Raw genomic sequence first — 22955 nt, forward strand, 5'->3', positions numbered from 1 at the left:
TTATGTGATTGATGCGGTCGGACGGCGGTTGCCGCCCGACCGATGTATATGACTTGAAGGTGCATGCGTATGAGCCAAGAGATGATGGACAAGACCTGCCGCGGGTTTGCCGAGGCGCTTGCCGCGCGCGAGCCGGTTCCCGGCGGTGGCAGCGCGAGCGCCTTTGTGGGCGCGCTGGGCGCCTCGCTGTGCGGAATGGTTGCCCGCTACGGTGCGACCAATCCCGCGCTTGCTGATCGTGCGGATGACCTGGCGCGCGCGTTTGCTCAGGCTGATGAGCTGTCCCAGGAGCTTGTCGAGTTGGTTGCCGAGGACGTTCGTGCCTACGGGCAGGTGTCCGCGGCGTACGGTATTCCGCGTGACGATCCGGCTCGAGCGACCGCGATTCAGGATGCGCTGCATGTGGCCGCTATGCCGCCGTATCGCATTATGGATGCCTGCGGGCGCGCACTGGCGCTGCTCGAGGACATGGCCGACAAGGGTTCGCGTCAGCTGCTGTCCGATGTGGCGTGCGGCGCCGTGTTCTGCCGTGCCGCTATGCAGGGCGCGAGCTTGACGCTCTTTGCGAACACCACGTCTATGAAAGATCGGGCACGCGCTGAGGAGCTCGAGGCGGCGTGCGATGAGCTGCTGGATACGTGGCTGCCGCGCGCCGATGCGCTGGCGCGCCGTGCCGCCGATGCCGCCAGGAAGAGGGGATAGCCATGGCCGAGCTGCTGAAGGGTGCTCCCGTTGCTCGCGCTTTGACTGAGGAACTTGCTGCTCGCTGCGCAGCCCTGCGCGAGCGGGGCGTTGTTCCGACGTTGGCTATCGTGCGTGTAGGTGAACGCGAGGACGACCTATCCTACGAGCGCGGTGCGCTCAAGCGCTGCGAAAAAGTGGGGATTGAGGCTCGTCGTGTTTTGCTTTCTGCCGATGTTTCGCAGGAGGAGCTGTTGACGGCCATCGAGGACATCAATGCCGATTCGGCTGTTCATGGCTGTCTGATGTTCCGCCCGCTGCCCGCCGGCCTTGACGAGAACGCCGTCGCCGCAGCGCTCGATCCCGCCAAGGATGTTGACTCCATGACGCCGGCCTCGCTGCTTACCACGCTTTCGGGTCGTGGCGAGGGCTTTGCTCCCTGCACGGCCGAGGCCGTGTTGGCGTTGCTGGACCATTACAGTGTTGAGCTGGATGGGGCCAAGGTTGCGGTCGTCGGTCGGTCTCTGGTGATTGGTCGTCCCGTTGCCGCCATGCTTACGGCGCGCAATGCGACCGTGACGACGTGCCATACGCATACGCGCGACCTTGCTGCCGAGTGCCGTGCTGCCGACATTGTGGTTGCCGCCGTTGGACGCGCACGCACGATTGGCGCGGATGCGGTCCGCGAGGACCAGACGATCATTGATGTGGGCATTAACTGGGATGAGGACGCTGGCAAGCTGGTCGGGGACATCGATTTTGATGCTGCGGAGCCGGTCGTTGGCGCAATCACCCCCGTGCCGGGTGGCGTGGGTGCCGTGACGACAGCAATTCTCGCCAAGCACGTGATCGAGGCGGCTGAGCGCGCGGTAAAATAGGCGTTTGGAGGCTGTTTAGGGGGTTGGTTAGATACCCCGTGGTCAAAAAATGCCAAATATGAGTACTGTTGCCAAGTTAGTCACATATGTTTGAGATCATTTTGGCTCTTTAGCGATAAGTAATATCGTTAAAGAGCCAATTTTATTGGACGTATGGGGAATTACTAGACTCAGTTTTTGGACAGGTGAGGATTCCCGGCGCCCGGAACAGTGCAATTTGCTGCCACTAAATTTGTGACAGTACTCATATTTGGCATTTTTTGACCACGGGGGCTGCCGAGGCCGTGGTTTCGCCCTTTTTGCGTCGAAGCGATACACTGTTGCCGTTTGATTTCTTCGCTCAAGGAGGATGCGCATGCCGTGCACAACGATTTTGGTTGGTAAGAACGCGAGCTACGACGGGTCGACGCTTGTCGCGCGTAACGAGGACTCGTCCAACGGGGTGTTTGAGCCCAAGCGCATGCGCGTAGTGCATCCCGACGAGCAGCCGCGCGTCTACACGAGCGTCCTGAGTCACCTGACCGTTGAGCTGCCCGATAACCCCATGCGCTACACGAGCGTCCCCGATGTTGTCCCGGGCCACGGCATCTGGGCCGAGGCCGGTTTCAACGAGCTCAATGTGGGCATGTCCGCAACCGAGACGCTCACCACCAACGAGCGCGTCCGCGGTGCCGACCCGCTTGTGGACTACGTGCCCGCCAAGGGCAACGAGGGCGAGGACGGATACGTTCCGGCGCAGCCTGGTGGCCTGGGCGAGGAGGACATGGTTACCCTAGTCCTGCCGTACGCCAAGTCCGCCCGCGACGGCGTTCGTATCCTGGGCGACCTGCTCGAGCGCTACGGCACCTACGAGAACAACGGCATCGCCTTTAGCGACGTGGACGAGATCTGGTGGCTTGAGACCATCGGCGGCCATCATTGGATTGCCAAGCGTGTGCCCGATGACGCCTATGTGACCATGCCCAACCAATTGGGTATCGACAGCTTTGACCTGGATGACGCCGAGGGCGCCCAGGCCGACCATATGTGCTCCGCCGACCTGCGCGCCTGGATGGCCGAGTGGCATCTGGACCTGACGCTGGGCGTCGAGAGCGACGGCCCGGCTGCCGTCTTTAACCCGCGCGAGGCCTTTGGCTCGCACAGCGACAGCGACCATGTCTACAACACGCCGCGCGCCTGGTACATGCAGCGCTGCCTCAACCCCAGCGACGTGTGGGATGGCCCCGACGCCGACTACACGCCCGAGAGCGACGATATCCCCTGGAGCCGCGTGCCCGAGCGCAAGGTGACCATCGAGGACATCAAGTACGTGCTCTCGAGCCACTACCAGGGCACGGAGTACGACTGCTACGGCAGCAAGGGCACGCCCGCCACGCGCGGCGCCTATCGCCCCATCGGCATCAACCGCAACAGCCAGCTCGCCGTGTTGCAGCTGCGTCCCTATGCGCAGCCGGCCTATCGCGCCGTGCAGTGGATGGCCTTTGGCTCCAACTCGTTTAACGCGCTGGTTCCGCTGTACGCCAACGTCGAGACCATGCCCGAGTACTATGCCGACACGCAGGCTCGCGTGACGTCCGAAAACTTCTACTGGGCCAACCGCCTGATCGGCGCCCTGGCTGACGTCCGTTTCCATGAGTGCGGCCGCGCTGTGGAGGACTACCAGGAGAAGGTCGGTGGCATGGGCCACAAGCAGATCCATGACGTCGATGCTACCGTAGCCGCTCTGCCTGAGGCCGAGGTGCCTGCCGAGCTTGCACGCGCCAATGAGGCCTTTGCCGAGCGTGTTCGTGTGGAGACCGATGCCCTGCTGGGCAAGGTGCTTTACACCACGAGCTGCGCCATGAAGAACTCTTTCGCGATGAATGACAACGTGAGGTAGGGATTTCCCGTCGATCGAATAGCGCTAAAACGCTTTGTCGCTTTCGCTCAATCTTGGGTACAAGAACGCCAATGCAGTTGTTTGTGATTGGAGATAACCATGGTTATGAAACTCGATCAGCTTGTTAACGGCGCCATTAACGTGGGCTTTGGCGCTGCCGCCGTTGCTGTCGAAGGCGGCAAGAAGGTCCTCGACGACCTTAACACCAAGGGCGAGCAGGTCCGCAAGGACACCGCCACCCCCGATATCGCCCGCAGCGTGTCCGATATGTTCGAGCAGGCCGGTGGCACCATCTCCGACCTGACCGAGCGTCTGGGCATGCAGGGCGAGACCGCGGCCCAGCGCGTGCTTGACGAGCTTATCCTTGCCCGCGTCCGCGTCATGACCGCTCCCGAGCGCACTGCCTTCCTGGCCCATGTGCGCGACATCGTCGATTCGGTCGAGGACAACGTGACCTCGGTGCCCGTCGAGTCCGTTGAGCCCGACGATGCGAAGGATACCGAAGAGGCCGAGTAGCAGCGCAGATGGCAGATTCCACCACCGATTACAACAATCTAGATCCCTTGGGTGACGAGGCGGCGGTTGTCGATGAGGTCGACGCCGCCGTCTCGGGCGCTCGCAAGAAGCCGCGCGCCGTCGATATGGTGCCCGAGGAGCCCGACGCGATGGCGCCGGACGAGGAATACCAGCTCACGCCGGCGGGTCGTCGCGAACGCATTGGGCAGATTGTACGCCTGGTCAAAAAGTACCGCGTGTGGGATAACCTCACGCCGGTTCGTTTGCGCCGCCTGCTCGAGGAACTCGGCCCCATGTTCGTCAAGATGGGGCAGATTTTGGCCAACCGGTCCGAGATTCTGCCGCAGCGCTTTTGCGACGAGCTGCGTCGTCTGCGCTCCGACGTGGAGCCGGTGCCGTACGAGGTCGTACTCAGCTGTCTGGAAGAAGAATACGGCCTGCGCCTGGGGGAGATGTTCGATGCGATCGACCCCAACCCGCTCGGTAGCGCGTCGATCGCGCAGGTGCACCGCGCTCGTCTGGTGACGGGCGAGGACGTGGCCGTCAAGGTGCAGCGCCCCGGTGCGCAGCAGGTTATGGCACAGGACATCGATATCATCCGCTCGGTGGTGCGTATCGTTTCCAAGTTCGTCAACACCGATCAATTCGTTGACCTGCACGGCGTAGTCGAGGAGTTGTGGACCTCGTTTCGCGAGGAGACCAACTTTTTGGCCGAGGCCAAAAACCTCAACGACTTCTACGAGTTCCATAAGAGCGTTCATGGCGTGACGTGCCCTAAATCCTATCTGGACCTGTGCACCGAGCACGTGGTGGTTATGGACTACGTCGACGGCATTTCGATCGCCGATCCTGAACGCTTAGTGGCCGAGGGCTATGACTTGGAAAAGATCGGTGCCGCGATTGTCGAGGACTACTCGACGCAGGTGCTCGACGACGGCTTTTTCCATGCCGACCCGCATGCGGGAAACATCATCCTCAAAGACGGTATCGTTTACTTTATCGACTTGGGCATGGTCGGACGCATGTCGAGTCACGATCGCGGTATCGTAAAGGACATGATTTTCGCCGTGGCCGAGGGTGACGTGCCCAAGCTCAAGGATTCGCTCATGCGCTTCGCCGTGACGCGTGGCGACTCGGCTGAGCTCGATCATTCGGCCTTTTTGTCCGATCTTGACTTTATCGTGGCTGACTTTGCGGGCCTCGACCTTAAAGACCTGGATATCGGCGAGTTTTTGACTTCGCTGTTAAACCTCGCGCGCAAAAATGACGTTGAGCTGCCGAGCGTGGTGACGATGTTCGCCCGCGGCATGGTGACGCTCGAGGGCCTGTTGACCGAGTACATGCCCAACGTCAACATGATCCAGATCATCCAGACGCACATCAAAAACGAGAAGAGCACCTACGCCCGCATGCGCGAGATGAGCCGCGATCTTGCCGCGAGCAGCTATCGCGCGGCAAAAGGCTCGCTCGAGGCGGCCGAGTATCTGGGCTTGGCTTCGCGTATGCTTACGCGCGGCCAGCTTAAGGTAAACACGCAGATCATGAGCAGCGATAAGGCGCTGCGACAGCTGGGCGGAATTATCGACCGCATGTCGATGGCTATCGTTATCGCCGGCCTGTTTATCGGTTCGTCGGTGGTGTACTACGCACGCATCGAGCCGGTTGTGTTTGGTATCCCAGTCATTGGCTTTATGGGCTACGTGAGCGCGCTGGTGCTGGCGCTTATGCTGGGTCGCAATATCTGGCTCAACAGTCACGGCGGCAAGCACTAGAGGCTGCGGCCGTCACCGCATTTTCCTATCGCAAACAATAGCTTTTACCTTGGGTTTCGCCTGCGTGCGAGGCCCTTTTGCGTGATAGCATATTGACGGTTTTAATCGATGGCCTAGATGGTGGTGCGGAGACGCACGAATGCGCGGTTTTCCTGCGCGTTTGGGAGAATCGGGGTGCAAGTCCCCGGCTGTACCAGTAACCGTAATTCCTCTTGGCTCGGGATGTTCGCGTCGCAGATCGGACGGCGCGCCCGAGTCGTTAAGGTTAAGTCGGATCGCCTCCCATCTTGCATGCGGCTGCGGCGTATGCCGCCGGTGTGCATAGGGCTCTGGAGGGAAGGGGGACCCCGATGGGGGAACTCGAGCGCAACATGCGCGATGACGTGGGGCAGCTTCAAGGCAACGCTCCAAGTACAGACAGTAGGAGACAAATGGATATGTTTGAGGACGAGTGCCAGCGTGCCTCGCTTCGTCGCCGTGGCGTAATCGCGCGCGGCGTGGCAAAGCGCTGCCTGGTGGCATTCCTGGCCTTCGCGATGGCCTTTGGCACCACGCCGGCTCAGCTGTGGGCCGAGGGTGCCGAGGGCATTACCGACGCTGTGGCTCAGGCTACGACGCCAGGCGAGGACGCAGCGCTTGCGGGCGGTACCGCTGAGCAGAGCGGCGCCGAGGTTTCGGATTCCGGGAGCGCGCCTGCAGCTAGTGCCGCCACTACAGAGGCAGCAACTGGCGACGAAGGCTCGGCGACGGGGGAGAGCCCTGCCACGAGCGAGCAGTCTTCGACGGCATCCGCTGGCCAAGCAGGATCTGCCGCCGCGGCTGCCGTCCAGACAGAGAACCCGACAGAAACTGGCGATGTCGTCAAGAAGCAAATCGAGGTCTCGTTCTCGATTATCGGCACCGATGCCGACGGCAAGGCTCAGACCTGGGTGGCGCCTACGCAGCTCAAGCTCAACGAGGGCGCGACGGCTGCGGATGCCTTCATTAAGCTGCAGGAGAAGACGGGCTTCAAGGCGAAGTACGATCCGAACACGGCATACGGTTTCTACCTCGAAAGCATCACCTCCCCGAGCGATGGCCGCACGCTTGCCTACGATCCGACGACTCATGCCTACTGGCAGCTGTTCGTCGACGGCGCGTCTTCCTCGGTTGGCGCGAGCAGCGTCAAACTCACCCAGGGGCAGAAGATTGAGTTTGCCTATACGGCTGGTAGCGCGTCCCCTGTCGTTAAGGACCAGCTTGCTGCGAATGTGACCGTCATTGGTCGCGATGCCCAGGGCAAGACTCAGACCTGGGTCGACAACGCGCAGTATGTGGTGACGTCCGGTTCGAGCGCGCTTGATCTTACGAAGGTCGCGCTTGAGGCGAATGATATTGACGCCGTTGCTGCGGGCTCCTTCATTCTGAGCCTTAAGTACAACGGTGTTGAGCTGGGTACGCCCCAAGATTATTCGACCTATTGGCAGCTGTTTATCAACGGCAAGTCGAGTGACTATACGGCGGACAATGTCACCATCCATGCTGGCGATACCGTCACGTGGTTCTACGGTGGCTGGGGAGACCAGTTGCCGTCCGATTCTGTCCATGCTTCCGTTCAGGTGCTTGGCAAGGACAAGGACGGCAAGCAGCAGGTTTGGGCTTCGACGGGCCAGACGAGTCTCAAGGCGGGCTCTACTGCTAAGGACCTGTTGGAGCAGACTGGTCTTAAACTCAAAGCTACAGAAGAGTCTTGGGGTTGGTACCTTAGGGGCATTACCTCGCCGCTTGACGGTAAGACCTATTGTGGCTCTGATGCTGCGACCAATAGCTATTGGCGCTTCTACGTAAAGGGCAAGTCCGACGCAAAGTACAAGTTCGCCGACGTTGGCGCTGGTGCCTACGAGCTCCATGAGGGTGACGCCGTCACCTTTATGTATGCTGGCGACAGCGATGCCCTCCCTGGTCAGGTGCTTGGATCCGCCGATATCATCGGCCCCGATGTCAACGGCAACAATACTCGCTGGGGCTCGGCAAGCAATGTTTCCCTGCCCGAAGGCTCTACGGCTCAGGACCTTATTGAGACGGTGCTGAAGGCGAAGGGCATTGATTACAAGGCCTCCCAGAGTGGTGCATACTGGTCCATTACTTCGCCGTTCGAAGACAAGTCTTACGGCTATGATGGTGCGACCGGTAAATACTGGCATCTGTATATCAACGGAGAGTCCTCATCTCTCTGTGCCAACCAGGTCACGCTCAAGAGCGGCGACAAGGTTACATTTGCCTACACCACCGAAAAATCGCCCATGCCCGATCCCGACAAGATTGTCGTGGACCCGAGTGCGACGACTCCTAATTGGGATGCCGAGTGGGCCGGCTACGGCAACAGTGGCAACGGTTCGACCGTAACGGATGCCAAGACGCCTGCGCAGGCCGCCGGTCTTAAGTGGGCCTTCGATTGGAAGGCCGAGTCTGGCCAGCAGTATGCCAACTGCAGCGAGCCTGTCATCGCTAACGGCTTTGTGTACATCGCGACCGAGAACGAGCTCATTAAGATCGATTCGTCCACGGGCAAAAAGGTTGCCTCTGCGCCGCTTGCCTCTAAGGTGAGCTATACCTCTCGCCCAATCTATACCAATGGCCTTATCATCGTTCCGCTCAACGGCGGTGCGGTCCAGGCGATTACTGCAGACAAGCTGATCTGCAAGTGGCTGTCGCCTGGTTTGACGGACTTGACGCAGAGCTCCTGCACCGTCGTTTCGGACGGCGAGTACGTCTATGTAGGCTCGGTCGATATTTCGTATGACGAGAATTACAACGCGACCTACGGCAACGGCTCCTTTATGCGCATTAAGATTGCCACGGGCGAAGTTTCTTGGCAGAACATTGACGCTTCCGAGGGCTATTACTGGACTGGTGCGGCTTTGACGGATAAGTATGCCATCGTTCCTACGAGCGCGGGCACGCTTAAGTGCATTGATAAGACGACGGGCGATGTCGTTTCGACCATGAAGCTCGGCGCTCTCGCGAACGCCGACTGTGTCGCCGATCCGTCCAATGGTTCGACCTTCTATCAGATGACGCACGATGGAAAGCTCCATGTGATTTCGCTTTCGGCGAAGGGCGTACTGAGCGAGCAGAAGACGGTCGATCTGGGTCTTACGAATAACATGAGCGCACCGGCGGTGGCTGGCGAAAACTTGATTGTCGGCGGACAGACGGCTACTGGCTCTGCTCTGGCTCTCTATAATCTGAAGACCGGTAAGACCACGATGGTCACCGCTGCTGACGGTAAAGAACTGCCGGCCGGATTTAACGGTATTGCTGCTACTCCGCTGGTGAGTGTTCAGGGCGGCAAGACCTATGTGTACTTCACCGTTAACAGCGCGGATAGCAAGGATTACGTCAACTACTCTGCTGGTGGTGGCGTATATCGCTATACGCTCGGCGATGCAGAGGCGACGCAGATTTATGATGCGGCTGGCCATTACCAGCACTGCGACTCTCCGGTCATTGCCGATGCATCTGGCAACCTGTACTACATCAATGACTCGGGCACTCTGTTCAAGCTGGGGGCCGTTGAGTCTTGGACGGTTGCCTTTAATTCCAACGGCGGGTCTGCTTGCGACACTAAGTTTGTTGCTACGTCCGATGGCAAGCTGGTCAAGCCGGCCGATCCGACGCGCGATGGCTACGCTTTCGGCGGTTGGTTCACCGATGAGGCTTGCACGCAGGCGTATGACTTCGGTACGCCGGTGACGGCCGACCTTACGTTGTATGCCAAGTGGACCAAGAATGCCGTTAACCCTGGCGGCAATGGCGGTTCTGGCTCCAATGGCGGCAATGGTGGCGCTGGCAACGGTTCCGGTGCTGGCGCTGGCACGGGTTCCGGCTCCGGCACGAAGGGCCAGCAGGCTGGCGGCGCTGTCGCCCCGGGTCATAAGCCGACGACCAAGACGACGGTGTCGACCAAGACCGAGACCAAGGACAACAAGTCCGACAAGAATGACTCCGATAAGTCCGACAAGAAGGACGAGAAGAAGTCTGACAAGAAGTCTGACAAGAAGGACAGCAAGTCCGACAAGAAGTCCGATTCCAAGTCCGATACGGGCGCTGCTTCCACGACCACTGCTAAGAAGTCCTCTAGTGCTTCCGAGCAGGAGACTGGCACCAATCCGCTCGCCATCGTCGGCGTTGCCGCCGGCGTCATCGGTCTCGCCATCGTCGGCGTGTTCGTGTTCACCAAACGTCGGTAGGTGAGGGCTGTGTCCAATAAATCCAAGGACGCTGACCCCAAGCAACCAGATTCCTCGTTCATTCAGTTCGACGATGCAAAGCAACAGGGCGCCGCTTTGGCGGCGTCCGCCCCTCGACGGAAGGCGCTTACTGGTGTCCTGACCGCCGCGTGCGTTGCGCTAATTGTCATATCGCTGGGCTTCGTCCATCCTTCCGAGAGCGGCGCCTGGTCTATTGACTGGATCGTTCAGACCGTGACGGGGGAGAGCGTCGTCGCGAAGGACGCCAAGGGGTCTGACTCGACCGTCGCTTCGGGTAAAGCTGGCTCCAAGGATTCCAAATCTTCGGATGGTGCGAACGACGAGTCTAAGGGTTCGGATAAATCTGACTCTAAGAAGGAGTCCGAGTCTTCGGACAAGGAATCAAACAAGGGCTCGGATAGCAAGAAGTCTGAGGACCAGGACGGCAAGAAGTCTGGCGATAAATCCGCTGCCCAGAATACGGGAGCCGGCGATACTTCCAATGTGTCTGGTGGTGCTTCTTCGGGCGGTGGCCAGTCGTCTAATGGAGCCTCATCCTCTAATGGTGGAAACGCCTCCTCGGGCGGCCAGAGCGGCTCGCAGGAGTCCAACTACGTTACGGTGACGGTTTCGGTCACATCGAGCTCTGTGGGCAATCCTGTGTCCTCTGGTGGCACCTTTACCTTTAACGAAGGCGCTACCGTCTACGATGCCCTGTGCGCGCTGGGCCTTTCTGTCAACGCACATGGCTCGTCGTACGGTACGTATGTCTCCGCGATTGGTGGTTTGGCCGAGAAACAGTACGGCGGCACGAGCGGCTGGATGTACTCCGTCAACGGCACAACGCCCATGACGGCCTGCAGTAACTACGTTCTCTCCAATGGCGACAACGTTGTTTGGTATTACGTAACGGGCTAGAGGCCTCGACATAGCGCGCCAGACGGGCGGTTCGGACCAACATCCGGACCGCCCGTTTTTCATGCGAATGGGACTGGGTCGCCGGGTCTCTCTGCAAACAAAAAAACCGGTTGGAACGGGAATTCCAACCGGTTATACATTCAAGCAAATAGTGAATCGACTACGACCGTGCGCCCTCGAGGAAGAAGCGGCGGCTGAAGTAGTTGTACCAGGTGACGAGGAACGTGGCGATGGCCTTCATGGCCTGGTAGCCGATGCTCAAAAACGTGACGCCCACAAACATGTACAGGTCGTTGAGGCCCAGGCCGATCACCGACAGGATGGTGAAGATCGTGAACTCGCGCTTGCGGCTCATGCCCTCGCGGTGGTCGAACACGTACTTCATGCTGAGCCAGTAGTTGACCACGACGGACGTGATAAACGAAACCGTGGTGCTCATCAAAAAGTCGAGGTGGAACAGCTCGACGAGCGCAATGAGCATGCCCCAGTCGATGCCAAAGGAGATAAGACCCACGACAGCAAACTTGAGGAACTGCTTGGTATGAGGTTGTGCCAGCGCCTTGCGCACGTAATCACATCCAATGCGTTGATGAATCGAGCAGAGGATACTTTAGAGCTTTTACAAGGGAAACGTAAGGTCTTTGCCAAGAACTATATGAACTCGCCAAATTTTCAAGAGCTAATCCGCAAACGTTGAAAATTTGCCCGTAAACGAGCGACACCCACGGACGATACTGCGCTGAGTGCGCGTCGTCCGTGGGCGCCGTAATGCTGCAGGGGTTTCGAGCTATTTTGTCTCGTCGCCCTCCAGGAAGATTTTTCGGGTCACAAAGTTGTAGACCATGACAAGCGCGGTGGCACAGATCTTGGCGATATTGGCCTCGAGTCCCAGGCCGGCGTTGAGCGCCAGCACGATACCGTCGTTGAGTGCCAGGCCGATCACGGACAGCACGACAAAGATAATGAACTCGCGGCGGCGGCTCATGCCTTCCTTGTGCGCAAACACGTATTTCATGCTTGCGAGGTAGTTAAAGATGAGTGAGATGATAAAGCCGCTGGTGTTGGCGATTAGGATGTTGAGGCCCAGACCGTAGTGGAGCAGATTCATAATGCCAAAGTCGATAACCGTGGCAATGACACCGACGACGCCAAATTTCATAATCTGCGCAAGGAGCTTTTGCATGGTACCTGCCTTAAGCTGGCGCCGAAGCGCCGCGGGGATGACAAACTTAGCAAGTTTAGCCAATCCCCGCGGGTGGTGCTAGGCGCGCTCCTCGATAGCACCGTTTCTATATGCATCGAGCAGCTGGCGCAGGTCCTGGATCTGGCTGCGAATCTTGGCGCCAGTATCGGTGTCGCTCACCATGCGGCGACGGTCTGCTTGGTCAAAACGGTTGGTCTCGCTCTCGATGTCCACGTTGCGCGTGAGTGCCTCGGCAACCGTCGTAAAGGCCCGGTGCGACTTGAGGCGGCAGCCGCGCGAGCTCGAGATGAGCGTATAGCCGGCGATGCCCGTCTTGGGATGGTAAGCGCGGCAGAAGCCGCCATCGATGACCAGTAGCTTGCCCTCGGCGCGGATGGGCTGCTCGCCCTTGGTGGTTTTAACGGGCGTGTGGCCGTTGATGATGTGGCCGGTCGGCGAGCATGCCATGGGCGCGACGCCAAACTCGCGCATGATATCATCGCAGACCGAGGGCGACTTGGTAAGCGTAAAGTACGGGTCCATCGGCTCGACCCAGGTGCTCTTATCGGCGATATAGGCGCGCTCAAAGGTACGCACCAGGCGTCCGCTGGCGGGTGAATTGAAGCCAATCCACAGGTACCACATCCAGTCGAGGGCATCGCGGTCGCCCACGCGCCACGCGCGGCGGGCGATGTGGTCGCAAAAATCGAGATAATCGCGGCCAGCGTGCCAGGTGCCCAGGCAGTTCATGCTGCTAAAGGTGCCGTCTTCGTTGAGCGGAACGCAGCCGTGGAAGAGCAGGTTGCCGTTGGCGACCTTGTACATCGAGCCGTGGGTGTAGAGGAAATCGATATGGCGATGCAGGTGATCGGCGGTGACAAACTCGGACACGAGCTTGTCGATGATGTGCTGCTCCTGAGACGTGAGCGTGTAGGGGTCCGCCGGGTCGACGGTGGGGAAGTCGTTGGTCGTGAGCGGCCACACGCTGCCGTCGGCGAGCGTGACCGTGCCGGTGTCGTGGTCGATCTTGTCGAGTAACAGGCGGTCGGTCATATCGAACTCGGGGTGGAGCTGGATAATCTGGCCCTCGAGCTTAAAGAGCAGCACGTTGATGGCCTTGATCAGCGGGGTGATGGACTCACCGGCGGTGTAGGTGGCATCGGCAAAGGCGACAAGCTCACGCAGCGAGATGCCGTAGTCGTTCTCCAGGATCTCGTAGTTGTCGTAGCGTAGGTTGTTGCGCAACACCGTGGCGATGCAGGCGGGCTCACCGGCCGCAGCGCCCATCCATAGCAGGTCGTGGTTGCCCCACTGGATGTCGAGTGAATGGTAGGTGAGCAGACGGTCCATAATCTTGGCTGCGCCGCCGCCGCGGTCGAAGATGTCGCCCACCAGGTGCAGGTGGTCGACGGCCAGGCGCTTGATGAGCGAGGCGAGCGACTCGATAAAGTCGTCGGCGCTGGCGGTCTCCAGGATGGACTCCACGATGCGCTCGTGATAGCGCACGCGATAGTTGTTCTCGTCCGGGTGCGTGTGCAACAACTCGTCGATGATGTAGGCGTAGTCGCGCGGGATGGCCTTACGCACCTTGGAGCGCGTGTAGCGGCTTGAAAGTGAGCGAGCGACCATGATGAGCTGGTCAAGCATCGTCTTGTACCAGGTTGGCGAGTCCTCGTGCCGGCTGCGGACCAGGTCGATCTTCTCGCGCGGGTAGTAGATGAGCGTACACAGCTCGCCCTTTTCGTCAAAGGAGAGCGTGTCGCCAAAGATCTCGTCGACATGTTCGCGCACGACGCCCGAGCAGTTGTTGAGGATGTGCATAAAGGCTTCGTACTCACCATGCACGTCGCTCATAAAATGCTCGGTGCCCTTGGGTAGGTTGAGGATGGCCGAGAGGTTGATAATTTCGGTAAATGCGGATTGTTCGGTGGGAAACTGTCTCGACAGCAGGCGCAGATACTTGAAGTCTTGCGGGTTGCGATCGAATGCGACCATGAAACACCTTCCGATGGGGCTGGTAAAACTGATAAACAGCGTCAAACGTTTATCAGTATGCGCCGCTTTTGTTTCGATTTTGCGCCAGCGGCTGAATTGTCGGCTGAACGGTTTGGTAAATCGATTTAGTGAAGGTAGATGTGTTGGTCGGGTGGAGACGACAGAGGGTGTTTTCTCAGAAATTTATGCGTGGGGCCGGTGGAGACGATGGTGGTAAAGATGTTCGCTATTTTTGGTTCGATTTGGTAAATAGTGGACATATGTACCGTATGTAGGCTCACTGTGCGATAATTTGCGCAGCAATGAGTAAGGAGCCTCATATGAGTGATTTTGTCCTGACCTGTGAATCCGCCGCCGACCGAACCCGTGAGTTCTTTGCGTCGCGCAATATCCCTGTCGTGTGTTTTCATTACGAGATCGACGATGTTGTCCATACGGACGATCTGTATCAGTCGATTACGCCGGACAAGTTTTTTGCCCAGATTGCCGCGGGCGCCATGCCCAAGACGTCTCAGGTGAGCGTGGGTGAGTACAAGGAGTTTTGGGAGCCGTTTGTTGCCGAGGGTAAAGACGTGCTGCACCTGGCGTTGTCGTCGGGTATTTCGGGCACGTATGGATCGGCCTGCGTTGCGGCGCAGATGCTCGCGGATCGCTATCCCTAGGGCGGCAAGGTGCGCGTCATCGATTCGCTGGCGGCGTCTTCGGGCTTTGGCCTGTTGCTGGAATATGCCGCCGACGTGCGCGATAGCGGGGCTTCACTCGACGAGACGGCTGCCTGGATCGAGGAGCACAAACTCAACCTGCACCACTGGTTCTTCTCGACCGATCTGTCGAGCTATCTACGAGGCGGTCGCATTTCGGCTGCGAGTGCGATCATCGGCACGGCGCTTAAGATTTGCCCGCTTATGACGGTCGATTGCGACGGCAAGCTGTCGCCACGTGAGAAGATTCGCACTAAGAAGCGCGCGATTTCCGAGATGGCCAAGACCATGATGGCACACGTGCAGGACGGTGCGGATTATTCGGGTAAGTGCATCATGTCGCACTCGGCGTGCCGCGAGGATGCCGAGGCAGTTGCGGCGCTGATTGAGGAACAGGTTCCGCAGCTTAAAGGCAAGATTGAGATCAATGACATCGGTACTCTGATTGGCTCGCATACCGGACCTGGTACGGTGGCGCTCTTCTTTATGGGCGACAAGCGCGTGGATTAATTTGCCCCATCACATCGCTGCGTGATTGCTCAAACGAAAACGGCCCGCCTCACGTTTGTGGGGCGGGCCAAGATGTTTTGCTAGCGTTTCTTTCCGCGGAAGAAGAAGCCGTGCAGTGATGGCTTAAGGCCGCGGTTGGCGCGATGCTCCTCGACACGCTCGTGGATCGAAGCGACACGCTCGATGACTTCGTCGGGAATCGGCACGTCGGGATTCATGTTCTCGACCTGGCTGACCTCGGCGGCGGCGACCTGGTCGATAATGGGCACATCGTCGCGCGAGATGACAGGTGTGGCGTCTTCCTTCATCTTGCGATAACGCTGCATCATGTCGGTCTGTAACTGCTGGGCCGAAGGCGGCGTCCAGATGATGGCGTTGGCGCCGGCGGCGATGGTTTCACGGATGCTCTCGGGCGTCTTGCCGCCCGGCGCGATGAGCGGCAGGTTGGGATAGTGCTCGCGCAGCTCGCGTAGGACCTGGGGCGTGTTCTTGCCGGCGGCGATGTTGAGAATCTTGGCTCCGGCGCGCACTTTGGCATGCGCATCGTCGTCGCAACGTACGACCGTGGCGATGACGGGGATGTCGGCGATGTTGGTGATGTGCTCGACCATCTCGGCAGTAGCGGGGGAGTTGACCACGCAGCCCGCCGCGCCCTGCATCTCGGAGACGGCTGCCATCTGCACGGAGCGCTTACCGGTCGTAGTTCCGCCGCCCACGCCTACAAAGACCGGGCACTCGGCGACGGTCAGCAGCGCTTGCGTAATGGCGGGCTGCGGCGTGAAAGGGTAGACCGCAAAAACGGCATCGGCGTTGGAGTTGCGGATAACCGCGACATCGGTAGTGTAAATGAGCGACTTGATGCGGCGGCCGAAGAGCGTGAAGCCGCTGGCCTCCTCGATCTCGTCGGGCATGCGAAGAGCAGCCTTGCGCAGACGTCCGTCGATGGGCAGGGGCTCCATGGGGAGCAGTCCGTTGGGGGTCACGGCTACCTGGGGCTCGGTGAACTCGTCTGCGAGCTCGACCTCGGAGAAATCGACCGAGGCGACGATGTCCTCGTGAACCTCGGCGGGTACATCGATGGGAGCTTGGTCGTTTGCCGCGGCAGGCGTGTCGAAGGAGCTGGTGCCGACAAAGGCGTCGACGCGTTCGTTTAGGTCGTTGAGGGTATCCATGGAGGCTCGATTCTATGCGATGGTGGCCGGCGCGATGCAGCCGGAATTGCGAATGCTAAATCGTTTGACGAGTTGATTTTTCCCCGCCGCACCATCCGTTAGACCGAAGGGCGGGAGAACGTGAAGGAGCTGTGGTGGCGAGGATCGAGGTGCTATCTTGAAAGTCCCGTTTAAAAGAGAGGTGACGCGGTATGGAATTGACAGCAATGTTTGGCTCGATTGGCCTGTGCGTGGGCGCAATCGTTGCCGCCGCGGTCATCTACTTTGTGGTCACGGCCATTAAGGGCAAAAGGGCCGAACGCAAGGAGCGCGCGATGCTTAAACAGCATCGCGACCAGCAGGGCAAACGCGCACAGAGATAGCTTGTTGAGTTTTTGATCCGTGCGCTAGCTGCGTTTTCGGATCAGGGCAATGTAGAAGCCCTCAAAATCGCGGCTAGGCGGAATGGTCAGCGTGCCGGGCATACCGTTGACGATGGCCGAGACATGGCCGGCGGCGATGGCCTCGGTGAGGGCGTTGCACTCGATATGCGGCTCCTCGCCGGCATCCTGGGCGCGACGCGCTTCACTTTCGCTCGGTGTGCCGTCGAGGGGGATAAGCTCGCAATCCATGTGCTTGTCGAGGGCCTCTTGCAGGGCGTCCTCGTTTTCCTGCGGCATGATCGAACAGGTGGAATAGACGAGCGTGCCGCCCGGTTTGAGGGCTCCCATGGCGCGGTCCAGAAGCGCGCGCTGCGAGCGGGCGCACTTGACGAGCAGCTGCTCGGTGAGGCCGCGCAGGCTTTTCTCGTTGCCACTGATGACGGTGCCCGTGCCGGTGCAGGGAGCGTCGAGCAGGATGCGGTCAAAGCGGAAGAACTCGTCGAGCTCGCGTGCGTCGATGCGCATGACGGGCACGTTTTTGGCACCTTGGCGGTGGAGGTTGGACTCAAGCTTTTCGGCGCGGGGAATGCTCATCTCGCAGGCCGTGAGGTGTGCCTGGCCCTGGGTGAGGGCGGCGATCTGCGTCGTCTTGCCGCCAGGGGCTGCGCACATGTCCAGGATGTCCTCGCCTGCCTGGGCGCCCAACACCAAAGGCGGCATCATGGACGACAGGCTCTGTAGGTAGATCTTGCCGTCGCGGTAGATGTCGAGGTCCCATAGGTCGGAAACCTGGGCCTCGGGCAGGATAAAGGCGTCCGGATACCAAGCGACGGGGTTGTGGGCGATGCCGGCGGCACCGAGCGCCGCAGCGATGTCCTCGGCGGTCGCCTTGAGCGTGTTGGCGCGCAGCGTGACCGGGCGTGTGGCCGCGGCGCCGAAGCCCTCGATCATGAGCTCGGCATCGGCGGGCGCATAGGCGCCGGCGACCGTGTCGACCATAAAGCGCGGCAGGTCGGCGGCGCAGGGAAGGGCGGCAAGCTGGTCGGAAAGCTCGGTAGCGGCAAACTGCCTGAGCTTGAGCTCGGGCTTAACCTGCTTTTTCTGCTTACGACGACGCGGCTTGGACATCCGTCTTTCCTTCCACCTAAATGATTATTCTGGGACGGGGATTAAATAATCATTCCATGACTCCCGTCACAAAAAGACTGTACTGTGGCGCCCGGGAATGATTTTTTAATCCCCGTCCCAGAATAATCATTCCCGGGCGCGTTGCTACTAGCGTGCTTTAGTACTGGCTCTCGTGCTTGCTGAAGAAGTCGAAGCGCGGGGGCAGCGGCTTCACGCGGTGGTCGCCGGGCTTCTCGCCCAGGCTCTCTACGAACTCGTCCGTGGAGGCAAAGATGTTATCCCAGCTAAAGAAGGTGACCGGATCGACGTCGAAGTACTCGCAGATGAGTTCGCAGCCGGCCGGGACGATACCGTGCATCAGGACGGTCGCCACGCGCAGCTCGGTAAAGGCATCAACCAGGGCCTGCGTCATCGCTGCGTTTGCTTCGTCGCCCTCGAGCTTGTTGGCGGCCTTGGAGGCGTCGCTCCAGCGCTTGTTGGTGGCGCGCAGGTAGTCGTCGCACACGGCAAGCGCGCGGTGCGTCTCGAACTTGTACATGGCCTGCTCAAAGGCGAGGGCTGCCTGCTGGGCGGCTTCGACCACGCTGTCAGAAGCGGCACCGGCGGGGATGCAGCCGTTGCGGTAGGGGCTCTCGTCGCCCTCCTTGACGGCGACGCCGTAGAAGCAGCTGCGGGCCAGACGGTTGAACACGCCGGTCAGCAGCGCGCTCTCCTTAAGGGCCGGGTCGATAACGCGCTTGTCGTCGCAGGCGCGTACCTCGTTGCCGTCCTTGTCCTTGCCGGTCACACGCGTGTCGTATGCCTTGGGGCTAAAGCTTACCGGCTTCTCGGACAGGCCGAGCGACAGCCAGTGCGCACGCATCTGCTCGCAGGTGTAGTGGTTGAGCAGGTCGTCTGCCGGCGGGGGAGGCGTCTGCGAGGACGAGCTGGCCTTTTTGCCCATGTAGAGCAGGTGGTAGCAGGCGCTGACGGTGCTCTGCGTGAGGTCCCAGCCCAGGGCCTCCCACATGGCGGTCTGCGCGATGCAGTAGAAATAGATGTTGTCCTGACCGATGAACTGGTAAATCTGAGCGTCGTCAGAGCACCACCAGTCGCGCCAGTCGAGCGAGCTGTGCTGGTAGGTGGGTGCGGGCACCTGCGTGGAGTCGGCGGCGGGCTCGCCCATGAGGGCGGCATCCTGGGCGGCGACGCCCTCGGTCACGCCGGCGGCCTTGGCATCGCGTGCGAGCACGGTACGCGTATAGCTGATGGGCGCCCACAGGCTCTCAGGCCAGCACCAGCAGGTGACGTCGGTCACGCCGTCGACCTCGGGCACCGGAACGCCCCAGTCGATGTTGCCGGTGATGCGGAAGGGCACGAGCGCCTTGCCGCTGCGGAAGCGCACGCCGCCGTTGGCGAGCACCGCGTGGGCGTCGTCGCGCTCCTTCCAGCTGGGGAAGGTGACGGTAAAGCTGCTCTTGTTGCCCTCGGGCTCCAGCACGGTGTGCTCGGGAAGCTGGTCCTCGACGGCGTCGAAGGCCTCGCGGAACTTATTCTGGATGTAGAGCTGAGCCGGCAGCAGCCACTCCTCCATGGTCTTGGAGACCACGGAGCGAACCTGCGGGTTCTGGGCGAGCTTGGCGGTGTATGTTTTCATAAAGTCGAGGTAGGCCGGCAGGTCGAAGTAGAGGTTGTCGACCGGACGCAACTCGGGCACCTCGCCGGTGAGCTGGCTCTTGGGCGCGATGAGCTCCTCGGGCTCAAACTGGTGGCCCAGATCGCACTCGTCGGCATAAGCCTTCTCGGACTTGCAGCCCTGGATGGGGCAGCGGCCGATGACCTGGCGGCCGTTGAGGAACGTGCCGGCCTTGGCATCGTAGAACTGCAGCGTGGAGCGCTTGGAGATGGTGCCCTGCTCGTGCAGGCGCTCGATAATCTCGGCAGTCACCTCGTTGTGGATCTGGGCCGCCGGCTCAAGGCCCGAGCCGCCGTAGATATCGCAGCTGATGTTGTAGTTGTTGAGGGTCGCGGCCTGGCGGGAGTGATTGGACTCGACATACTCGCCGATGGATTTGTCGTAGCCCTCGTTCTCCTTGAGCTTGCGGTAGCTCTCCATGATGGGCGAACCGTAGCAGTCGGTGCCCGAGGTGAAGATGACGTTTTCGCGGCCAAGGCGGTCGCGCAGGAAGCGGGCGAAGAAGTCGGCCGGGACAAAGACGCCGCCGACGTGGCCAAAGTGCAGACCCTTGTTGCCGTAGGGCTCGCCGGCGGTAACGATGGCGCGGCGCGGCCAGCTGGGACGGTCGTTCATGGAGTATTTGGATGCCATGGGACTCCTTCGCATATAGGTAAGAGCGCGGCCGGGCACGGGGTTCGGCGGCGCGGTGGTCAATTCGTGCATATCGTTCGACATTATCGCACATGCGGGCGGGTGCGTGGCAGGGGCGCTATCCTAAGATGCTATGAATGAGATTTCCAACATACATGCGTTTGAGGACGAGGATTTTCTACACGCTTGCTTCGTGTGGGGGATGGCCGTGATCGCGGTGTTTGCCGTGTGCCTGGTGCCGGTGTTTATGCTGCTGGGCGGGCCTGCGGACTTGGACGCGGCTGAGGCGGGCGGCTGGATGGCTGTCGTGGGCTGGATAGTCGGCTTGGCTGCGATCTCAATGGCGTCGTTCGCCGTGCACGAGCTGGTGCACGGTGTGTTTTTTAAGCTGCTGGCGCCTGCGGGCGCGAAGGTGACCTTTGGGGCGAATCGCGAGACGGCGATGATCTATGCCTGCGCCGAGGGCGTTGTGTATTCGCGCCGGCGGTACATGGCGGTTTGCCTGGCGCCGACGGTTGTTGTGACGGCGGCGCTTGCCCTGGGGTTTGCGTTTTCGGGCTATCCGCTGCTGTGCTACCTGGCGGCCGGCTTGCATTTGTCGGGCTGTGTGGGCGACTGGTATTACGTGCGGACCATTTTGCGCGACCGCCGCATTGTCGCCTGCGAGGATACGTCCTTTGGCGTGCGCTTTTTCGGGTGAGGAGATGTCGATGAAGCCGTTGTTGCTGCATGCGTGCTGTGCGCCGTGCTCTCTTGAGCCGGTCCGCCTGCTGCGCGAGGAAGGGTTTGAGCCCACAATCTGCTGGACAAACCCCAATATTCAGCCGCACGATGAATGGCAGCGGCGTTTGGACGAGCTGCGCCGGTGGTGTGCCGATGGCGACATCGAGCTTATCGAGGCGGGGGAGGACCGGGAGCGCTGGGAGGCCGGCGTGGCCCCGCTGGGCGCCGATCGAGCCCGTCGCTGTCGCTCATGCTATGCCCTGCGTCTGGCCGAGGCGTGCCGTGTGGCCCAGGAGCGCGGGTTTGAGTTTGTGGGCACGACGCTCGCCGTCTCGCCGTACCAGTTGTTCCAAACCTGCAATGATGTGTTGGAGCGTCTGGCTGCTGCCCGCGGTCTCACTCCAGTGATTCGCGATTTTCGCACGTATTACCCCGAGGCGACACGTCGTTCGCGCGAGCTGGGCATGTATCGGCAGAACTACTGCGGCTGCCGTTTCTCGGCCGTCGAGGCGGCCATGGACCGCGCCCGCATCCGCGACGAGCGCAAAGCCGCCAAAAAGTAGTTCACTTGGGACGTCAGCCTGCTAGGATGTAGAGCGGACTTTAGCTATATAAGGAGAATCCGACGTGTCTATGCGTACCGATGATTTTGACTATAACCTGCCCGAAGAGCTCATCGCCCAGGCGCCTGCCGAGCCGCGCGACTCCTGCCGCCTGCTGGTGGTTGATCGCAAAGGCTCCGAGACAGGAACGCCGTTAGGGCATGGCGGCACCGTCGAGCACCGCATCTTCCGCGACATCATCGACTATATCGAGCCGGGCGACGTGCTCGTCATCAACAAGACGCGCGTGATGCCGGCCCGTCTTATCGGTCGCAAGGCGGGCTCGGGTGGCGTGGTCGAGACACTGCTGCTCAAGCGCCGCGAGGATGTGGATCCGCTGGGCCATGTCTGGGAGTGCCTGGTCAAGCCGGGTAAGCGCCTGAAGCCCGGTGCTCAGATTGAGTATCGTGCGGGCGGTGCCCATGCGCCCGAGGGCGCGCCCGTGGTGTTGACGGCCGAGGTCGTCGACTTTGTTACCGATAGCCGCGGTGGCCGTCTGGTGCGCTTTGAGCCGGCCGGTTGCAATGCCGCCGGCGACCCGCGCACGCTCGACGAGGCCATCCACGCTGCCGGCCACGTGCCGCTGCCGCCCTACATTACCGATTACGAGGGCGATCCCGAGAAGTACCAGACCGTCTACGCCATGAAGGAGGAGCACTCGGCTGCCGCTCCTACGGCGGGTCTGCACTTTACTCCCGAGCTCATGGCCGCTATCGAGGCCAAGGGCGCGAAGTTTGCCGCCGTCGAGCTCGAGGTGGGTATCGATACCTTCCGTCTGGTGGAGGAGGACGACCCTACACAGCACGTGATGCACACCGAGCGCTACCACGTGTCGCAGGAGGTTGTCGACGCTGTGCATAAGGCGAAGGCCGAGGGCCATCGTGTGATCGCCGTCGGCACTACCGCAGTGCGCTCGCTCGAGAGCGCGTTTGACGCGGACGCGCCGGTGTCCGATCCGGCTGTGACGGCGCGCTATTTTGAGGGCCGCGAGGACGGGGCCGACACGCTCGGCCGCGGCGACATCGTGGTGCGCGAGAACGCGACAACGCAGCTCTACCTTATGCCCGGCTCGACCTATCACGTGGTCGACGCACTGATCACGAACTTCCACGTGCCGCGCTCCACGCTCATGATGCTCGTAAGCGCACTTGCCACCCGCGACCAGATCATGGATGCCTACGCCGCCGCCATCGAGGAGCGCTACCGCTTCTTCAGCTTTGGTGACGCGATGCTCATTTGTTAGTTACGCGGTTCTACGAACCGCGTAACTGCTCGACGCTGCGCGGGCCGCATTTGGACAATCTGACGTTCAACTTCAAGGGCGCGACCAGAAGGTCAGCGCCCTTTCGTTTCACGTCACCTTGTCTCAAATGCGGCCCGCTCGCTGTCGTTGCC

At 60.5% G+C, this 22955-nt stretch carries 17 protein-coding genes and 1 pseudogene; 12 read left to right on the forward strand and 6 right to left on the reverse strand.

The window, feature by feature from the left end; translation table 11 throughout:
* Window positions 1-69 precede the first annotated feature (69 nt).
* The 7 genes from PMX60_RS00545 to PMX60_RS00575 all read left to right on the forward strand — a co-directional run bounded on the left by PMX60_RS00545 (window position 70) and on the right by PMX60_RS00575 (window position 10876).
* Entirely contained in the window at window positions 70-702 is a 633-nt protein-coding gene (locus PMX60_RS00545; RefSeq protein ID WP_271746510.1) for a cyclodeaminase/cyclohydrolase family protein, read from the forward strand.
* Between the two features lie 2 nt (window positions 703-704).
* A complete protein-coding gene (locus PMX60_RS00550) occupies window positions 705-1559 on the forward strand; it encodes a bifunctional 5,10-methylenetetrahydrofolate dehydrogenase/5,10-methenyltetrahydrofolate cyclohydrolase (protein WP_271746511.1) in 855 nt (284 codons plus the stop codon).
* A 355-nt stretch (window positions 1560-1914) separates the two neighbouring features.
* Window positions 1915-3438, forward strand: coding sequence for a C69 family dipeptidase (locus PMX60_RS00555; protein ID WP_271746512.1), 1524 nt, complete (start codon window positions 1915-1917; stop codon window positions 3436-3438).
* A gap of 99 nt (window positions 3439-3537) precedes the next feature.
* Entirely contained in the window at window positions 3538-3954 is a 417-nt protein-coding gene (locus PMX60_RS00560) for a hypothetical protein (protein ID WP_117583986.1), read from the forward strand.
* Window positions 3955-3962: 8 nt separating this feature from the next.
* A complete protein-coding gene (locus PMX60_RS00565) occupies window positions 3963-5726 on the forward strand; it encodes an ABC1 kinase family protein (protein WP_271746513.1) in 1764 nt (587 codons plus the stop codon).
* A gap of 431 nt (window positions 5727-6157) precedes the next feature.
* Window positions 6158-9958, forward strand: coding sequence for a DUF4430 domain-containing protein (locus PMX60_RS00570; protein WP_271746514.1), 3801 nt, complete (start codon window positions 6158-6160; stop codon window positions 9956-9958).
* A gap of 9 nt (window positions 9959-9967) precedes the next feature.
* A complete protein-coding gene (locus tag PMX60_RS00575; RefSeq protein WP_271746515.1) occupies window positions 9968-10876 on the forward strand; it encodes a DUF4430 domain-containing protein in 909 nt (302 codons plus the stop codon).
* A gap of 160 nt (window positions 10877-11036) precedes the next feature.
* Here the strand turns inward: PMX60_RS00575 and PMX60_RS00580 are convergent, their stop codons facing one another.
* The 3 genes from PMX60_RS00580 to PMX60_RS00590 all read right to left on the reverse strand — a co-directional run bounded on the left by PMX60_RS00580 (window position 11037) and on the right by PMX60_RS00590 (window position 14054).
* Window positions 11037-11444, reverse strand: a complete 408-nt coding sequence (locus tag PMX60_RS00580) for a GtrA family protein (protein ID WP_022095123.1) — start codon at window positions 11442-11444, stop codon at window positions 11037-11039.
* 219 nt (window positions 11445-11663) lie between these two features.
* Entirely contained in the window at window positions 11664-12059 is a 396-nt protein-coding gene (locus PMX60_RS00585) for a GtrA family protein (protein WP_271746517.1), read from the reverse strand.
* Between the two features lie 78 nt (window positions 12060-12137).
* The gene (locus PMX60_RS00590) at window positions 12138-14054 is read right to left on the reverse strand and encodes a fructose-1,6-bisphosphatase (protein WP_271746518.1); all 1917 of its coding nucleotides are present in this window, start codon (window positions 14052-14054) and stop codon (window positions 12138-12140) included.
* Window positions 14055-14374: 320 nt separating this feature from the next.
* Between PMX60_RS00590 and PMX60_RS00595 the strand changes: the two are divergent.
* Window positions 14375-15265: pseudogene (locus PMX60_RS00595) on the forward strand (DegV family protein).
* Window positions 15266-15345: 80 nt separating this feature from the next.
* Here the strand turns inward: PMX60_RS00595 and PMX60_RS00600 are convergent.
* A complete protein-coding gene (locus tag PMX60_RS00600; RefSeq protein ID WP_089572116.1) occupies window positions 15346-16437 on the reverse strand; it encodes a beta/alpha barrel domain-containing protein in 1092 nt (363 codons plus the stop codon).
* 191 nt (window positions 16438-16628) lie between these two features.
* Here PMX60_RS00600 and PMX60_RS00605 point away from each other — a divergent pair, with 191 nt between their 5' ends.
* Complete coding sequence (locus PMX60_RS00605; protein WP_006235403.1) at window positions 16629-16799, forward strand: hypothetical protein; 171 nt, start codon at window positions 16629-16631, stop codon at window positions 16797-16799.
* Between the two features lie 24 nt (window positions 16800-16823).
* Here the strand turns inward: PMX60_RS00605 and PMX60_RS00610 are convergent, their stop codons facing one another.
* Window positions 16824-17927 (reverse strand): RsmB/NOP family class I SAM-dependent RNA methyltransferase, encoded by a 1104-nt coding sequence (locus PMX60_RS00610; protein WP_271746519.1) that lies wholly within the window; start codon window positions 17925-17927, stop codon window positions 16824-16826.
* 157 nt (window positions 17928-18084) lie between these two features.
* The gene (locus PMX60_RS00615; RefSeq protein ID WP_271746520.1) at window positions 18085-20235 is read right to left on the reverse strand and encodes a methionine--tRNA ligase; all 2151 of its coding nucleotides are present in this window, start codon (window positions 20233-20235) and stop codon (window positions 18085-18087) included.
* A gap of 133 nt (window positions 20236-20368) precedes the next feature.
* Here PMX60_RS00615 and PMX60_RS00620 point away from each other — a divergent pair, with 133 nt between their 5' ends.
* The 3 genes from PMX60_RS00620 to queA all read left to right on the forward strand — a co-directional run bounded on the left by PMX60_RS00620 (window position 20369) and on the right by queA (window position 22803).
* Window positions 20369-20935: a DUF3267 domain-containing protein gene (locus PMX60_RS00620; protein ID WP_271746521.1), complete on the forward strand. Its 567-nt coding sequence runs from the start codon at window positions 20369-20371 to the stop codon at window positions 20933-20935.
* Between the two features lie 10 nt (window positions 20936-20945).
* Entirely contained in the window at window positions 20946-21521 is a 576-nt protein-coding gene (locus tag PMX60_RS00625; RefSeq protein ID WP_271746522.1) for an epoxyqueuosine reductase QueH, read from the forward strand.
* A 70-nt stretch (window positions 21522-21591) separates the two neighbouring features.
* Window positions 21592-22803 (forward strand): tRNA preQ1(34) S-adenosylmethionine ribosyltransferase-isomerase QueA, encoded by a 1212-nt coding sequence (queA, locus tag PMX60_RS00630; RefSeq protein ID WP_271746688.1) that lies wholly within the window; start codon window positions 21592-21594, stop codon window positions 22801-22803.
* The last annotated feature ends 152 nt before the right edge of the window (window positions 22804-22955 follow it).

The organism is Collinsella aerofaciens, from assembly GCF_028206995.1.
GTDB lineage: Bacteria > Actinomycetota > Coriobacteriia > Coriobacteriales > Coriobacteriaceae > Collinsella > Collinsella aerofaciens_AQ.

Excerpts from the sequence above, each read along its gene's own strand:
- PMX60_RS00545 (WP_271746510.1), top strand. The coding sequence starts at position 70 with ATGAGCCAAGAGATGATGGACAAGACCTGCCGCGGGTTTGCCGAGGCG.
- queA (WP_271746688.1), top strand. The coding sequence starts at position 21,592 with ATGCGTACCGATGATTTTGACTATAACCTGCCCGAAGAGCTCATCGCC.
- PMX60_RS00625 (WP_271746522.1), top strand. The coding sequence starts at position 20,946 with ATGAAGCCGTTGTTGCTGCATGCGTGCTGTGCGCCGTGCTCTCTTGAG.
- PMX60_RS00565 (WP_271746513.1), top strand. The coding sequence starts at position 3,963 with ATGGCAGATTCCACCACCGATTACAACAATCTAGATCCCTTGGGTGAC.
- PMX60_RS00550 (WP_271746511.1), top strand. The coding sequence starts at position 705 with ATGGCCGAGCTGCTGAAGGGTGCTCCCGTTGCTCGCGCTTTGACTGAG.
- PMX60_RS00610 (WP_271746519.1), bottom strand. The coding sequence starts at position 17,927 with ATGTCCAAGCCGCGTCGTCGTAAGCAGAAAAAGCAGGTTAAGCCCGAG.
- PMX60_RS00560 (WP_117583986.1), top strand. The coding sequence starts at position 3,538 with ATGGTTATGAAACTCGATCAGCTTGTTAACGGCGCCATTAACGTGGGC.
- PMX60_RS00590 (WP_271746518.1), bottom strand. The coding sequence starts at position 14,054 with ATGGTCGCATTCGATCGCAACCCGCAAGACTTCAAGTATCTGCGCCTG.
- PMX60_RS00585 (WP_271746517.1), bottom strand. The coding sequence starts at position 12,059 with ATGCAAAAGCTCCTTGCGCAGATTATGAAATTTGGCGTCGTCGGTGTC.
- PMX60_RS00620 (WP_271746521.1), top strand. The coding sequence starts at position 20,369 with ATGAATGAGATTTCCAACATACATGCGTTTGAGGACGAGGATTTTCTA.
- PMX60_RS00555 (WP_271746512.1), top strand. The coding sequence starts at position 1,915 with ATGCCGTGCACAACGATTTTGGTTGGTAAGAACGCGAGCTACGACGGG.
- PMX60_RS00600 (WP_089572116.1), bottom strand. The coding sequence starts at position 16,437 with ATGGATACCCTCAACGACCTAAACGAACGCGTCGACGCCTTTGTCGGC.
- PMX60_RS00570 (WP_271746514.1), top strand. The coding sequence starts at position 6,158 with ATGGATATGTTTGAGGACGAGTGCCAGCGTGCCTCGCTTCGTCGCCGT.
- PMX60_RS00605 (WP_006235403.1), top strand. The coding sequence starts at position 16,629 with ATGGAATTGACAGCAATGTTTGGCTCGATTGGCCTGTGCGTGGGCGCA.
- PMX60_RS00615 (WP_271746520.1), bottom strand. The coding sequence starts at position 20,235 with ATGGCATCCAAATACTCCATGAACGACCGTCCCAGCTGGCCGCGCCGC.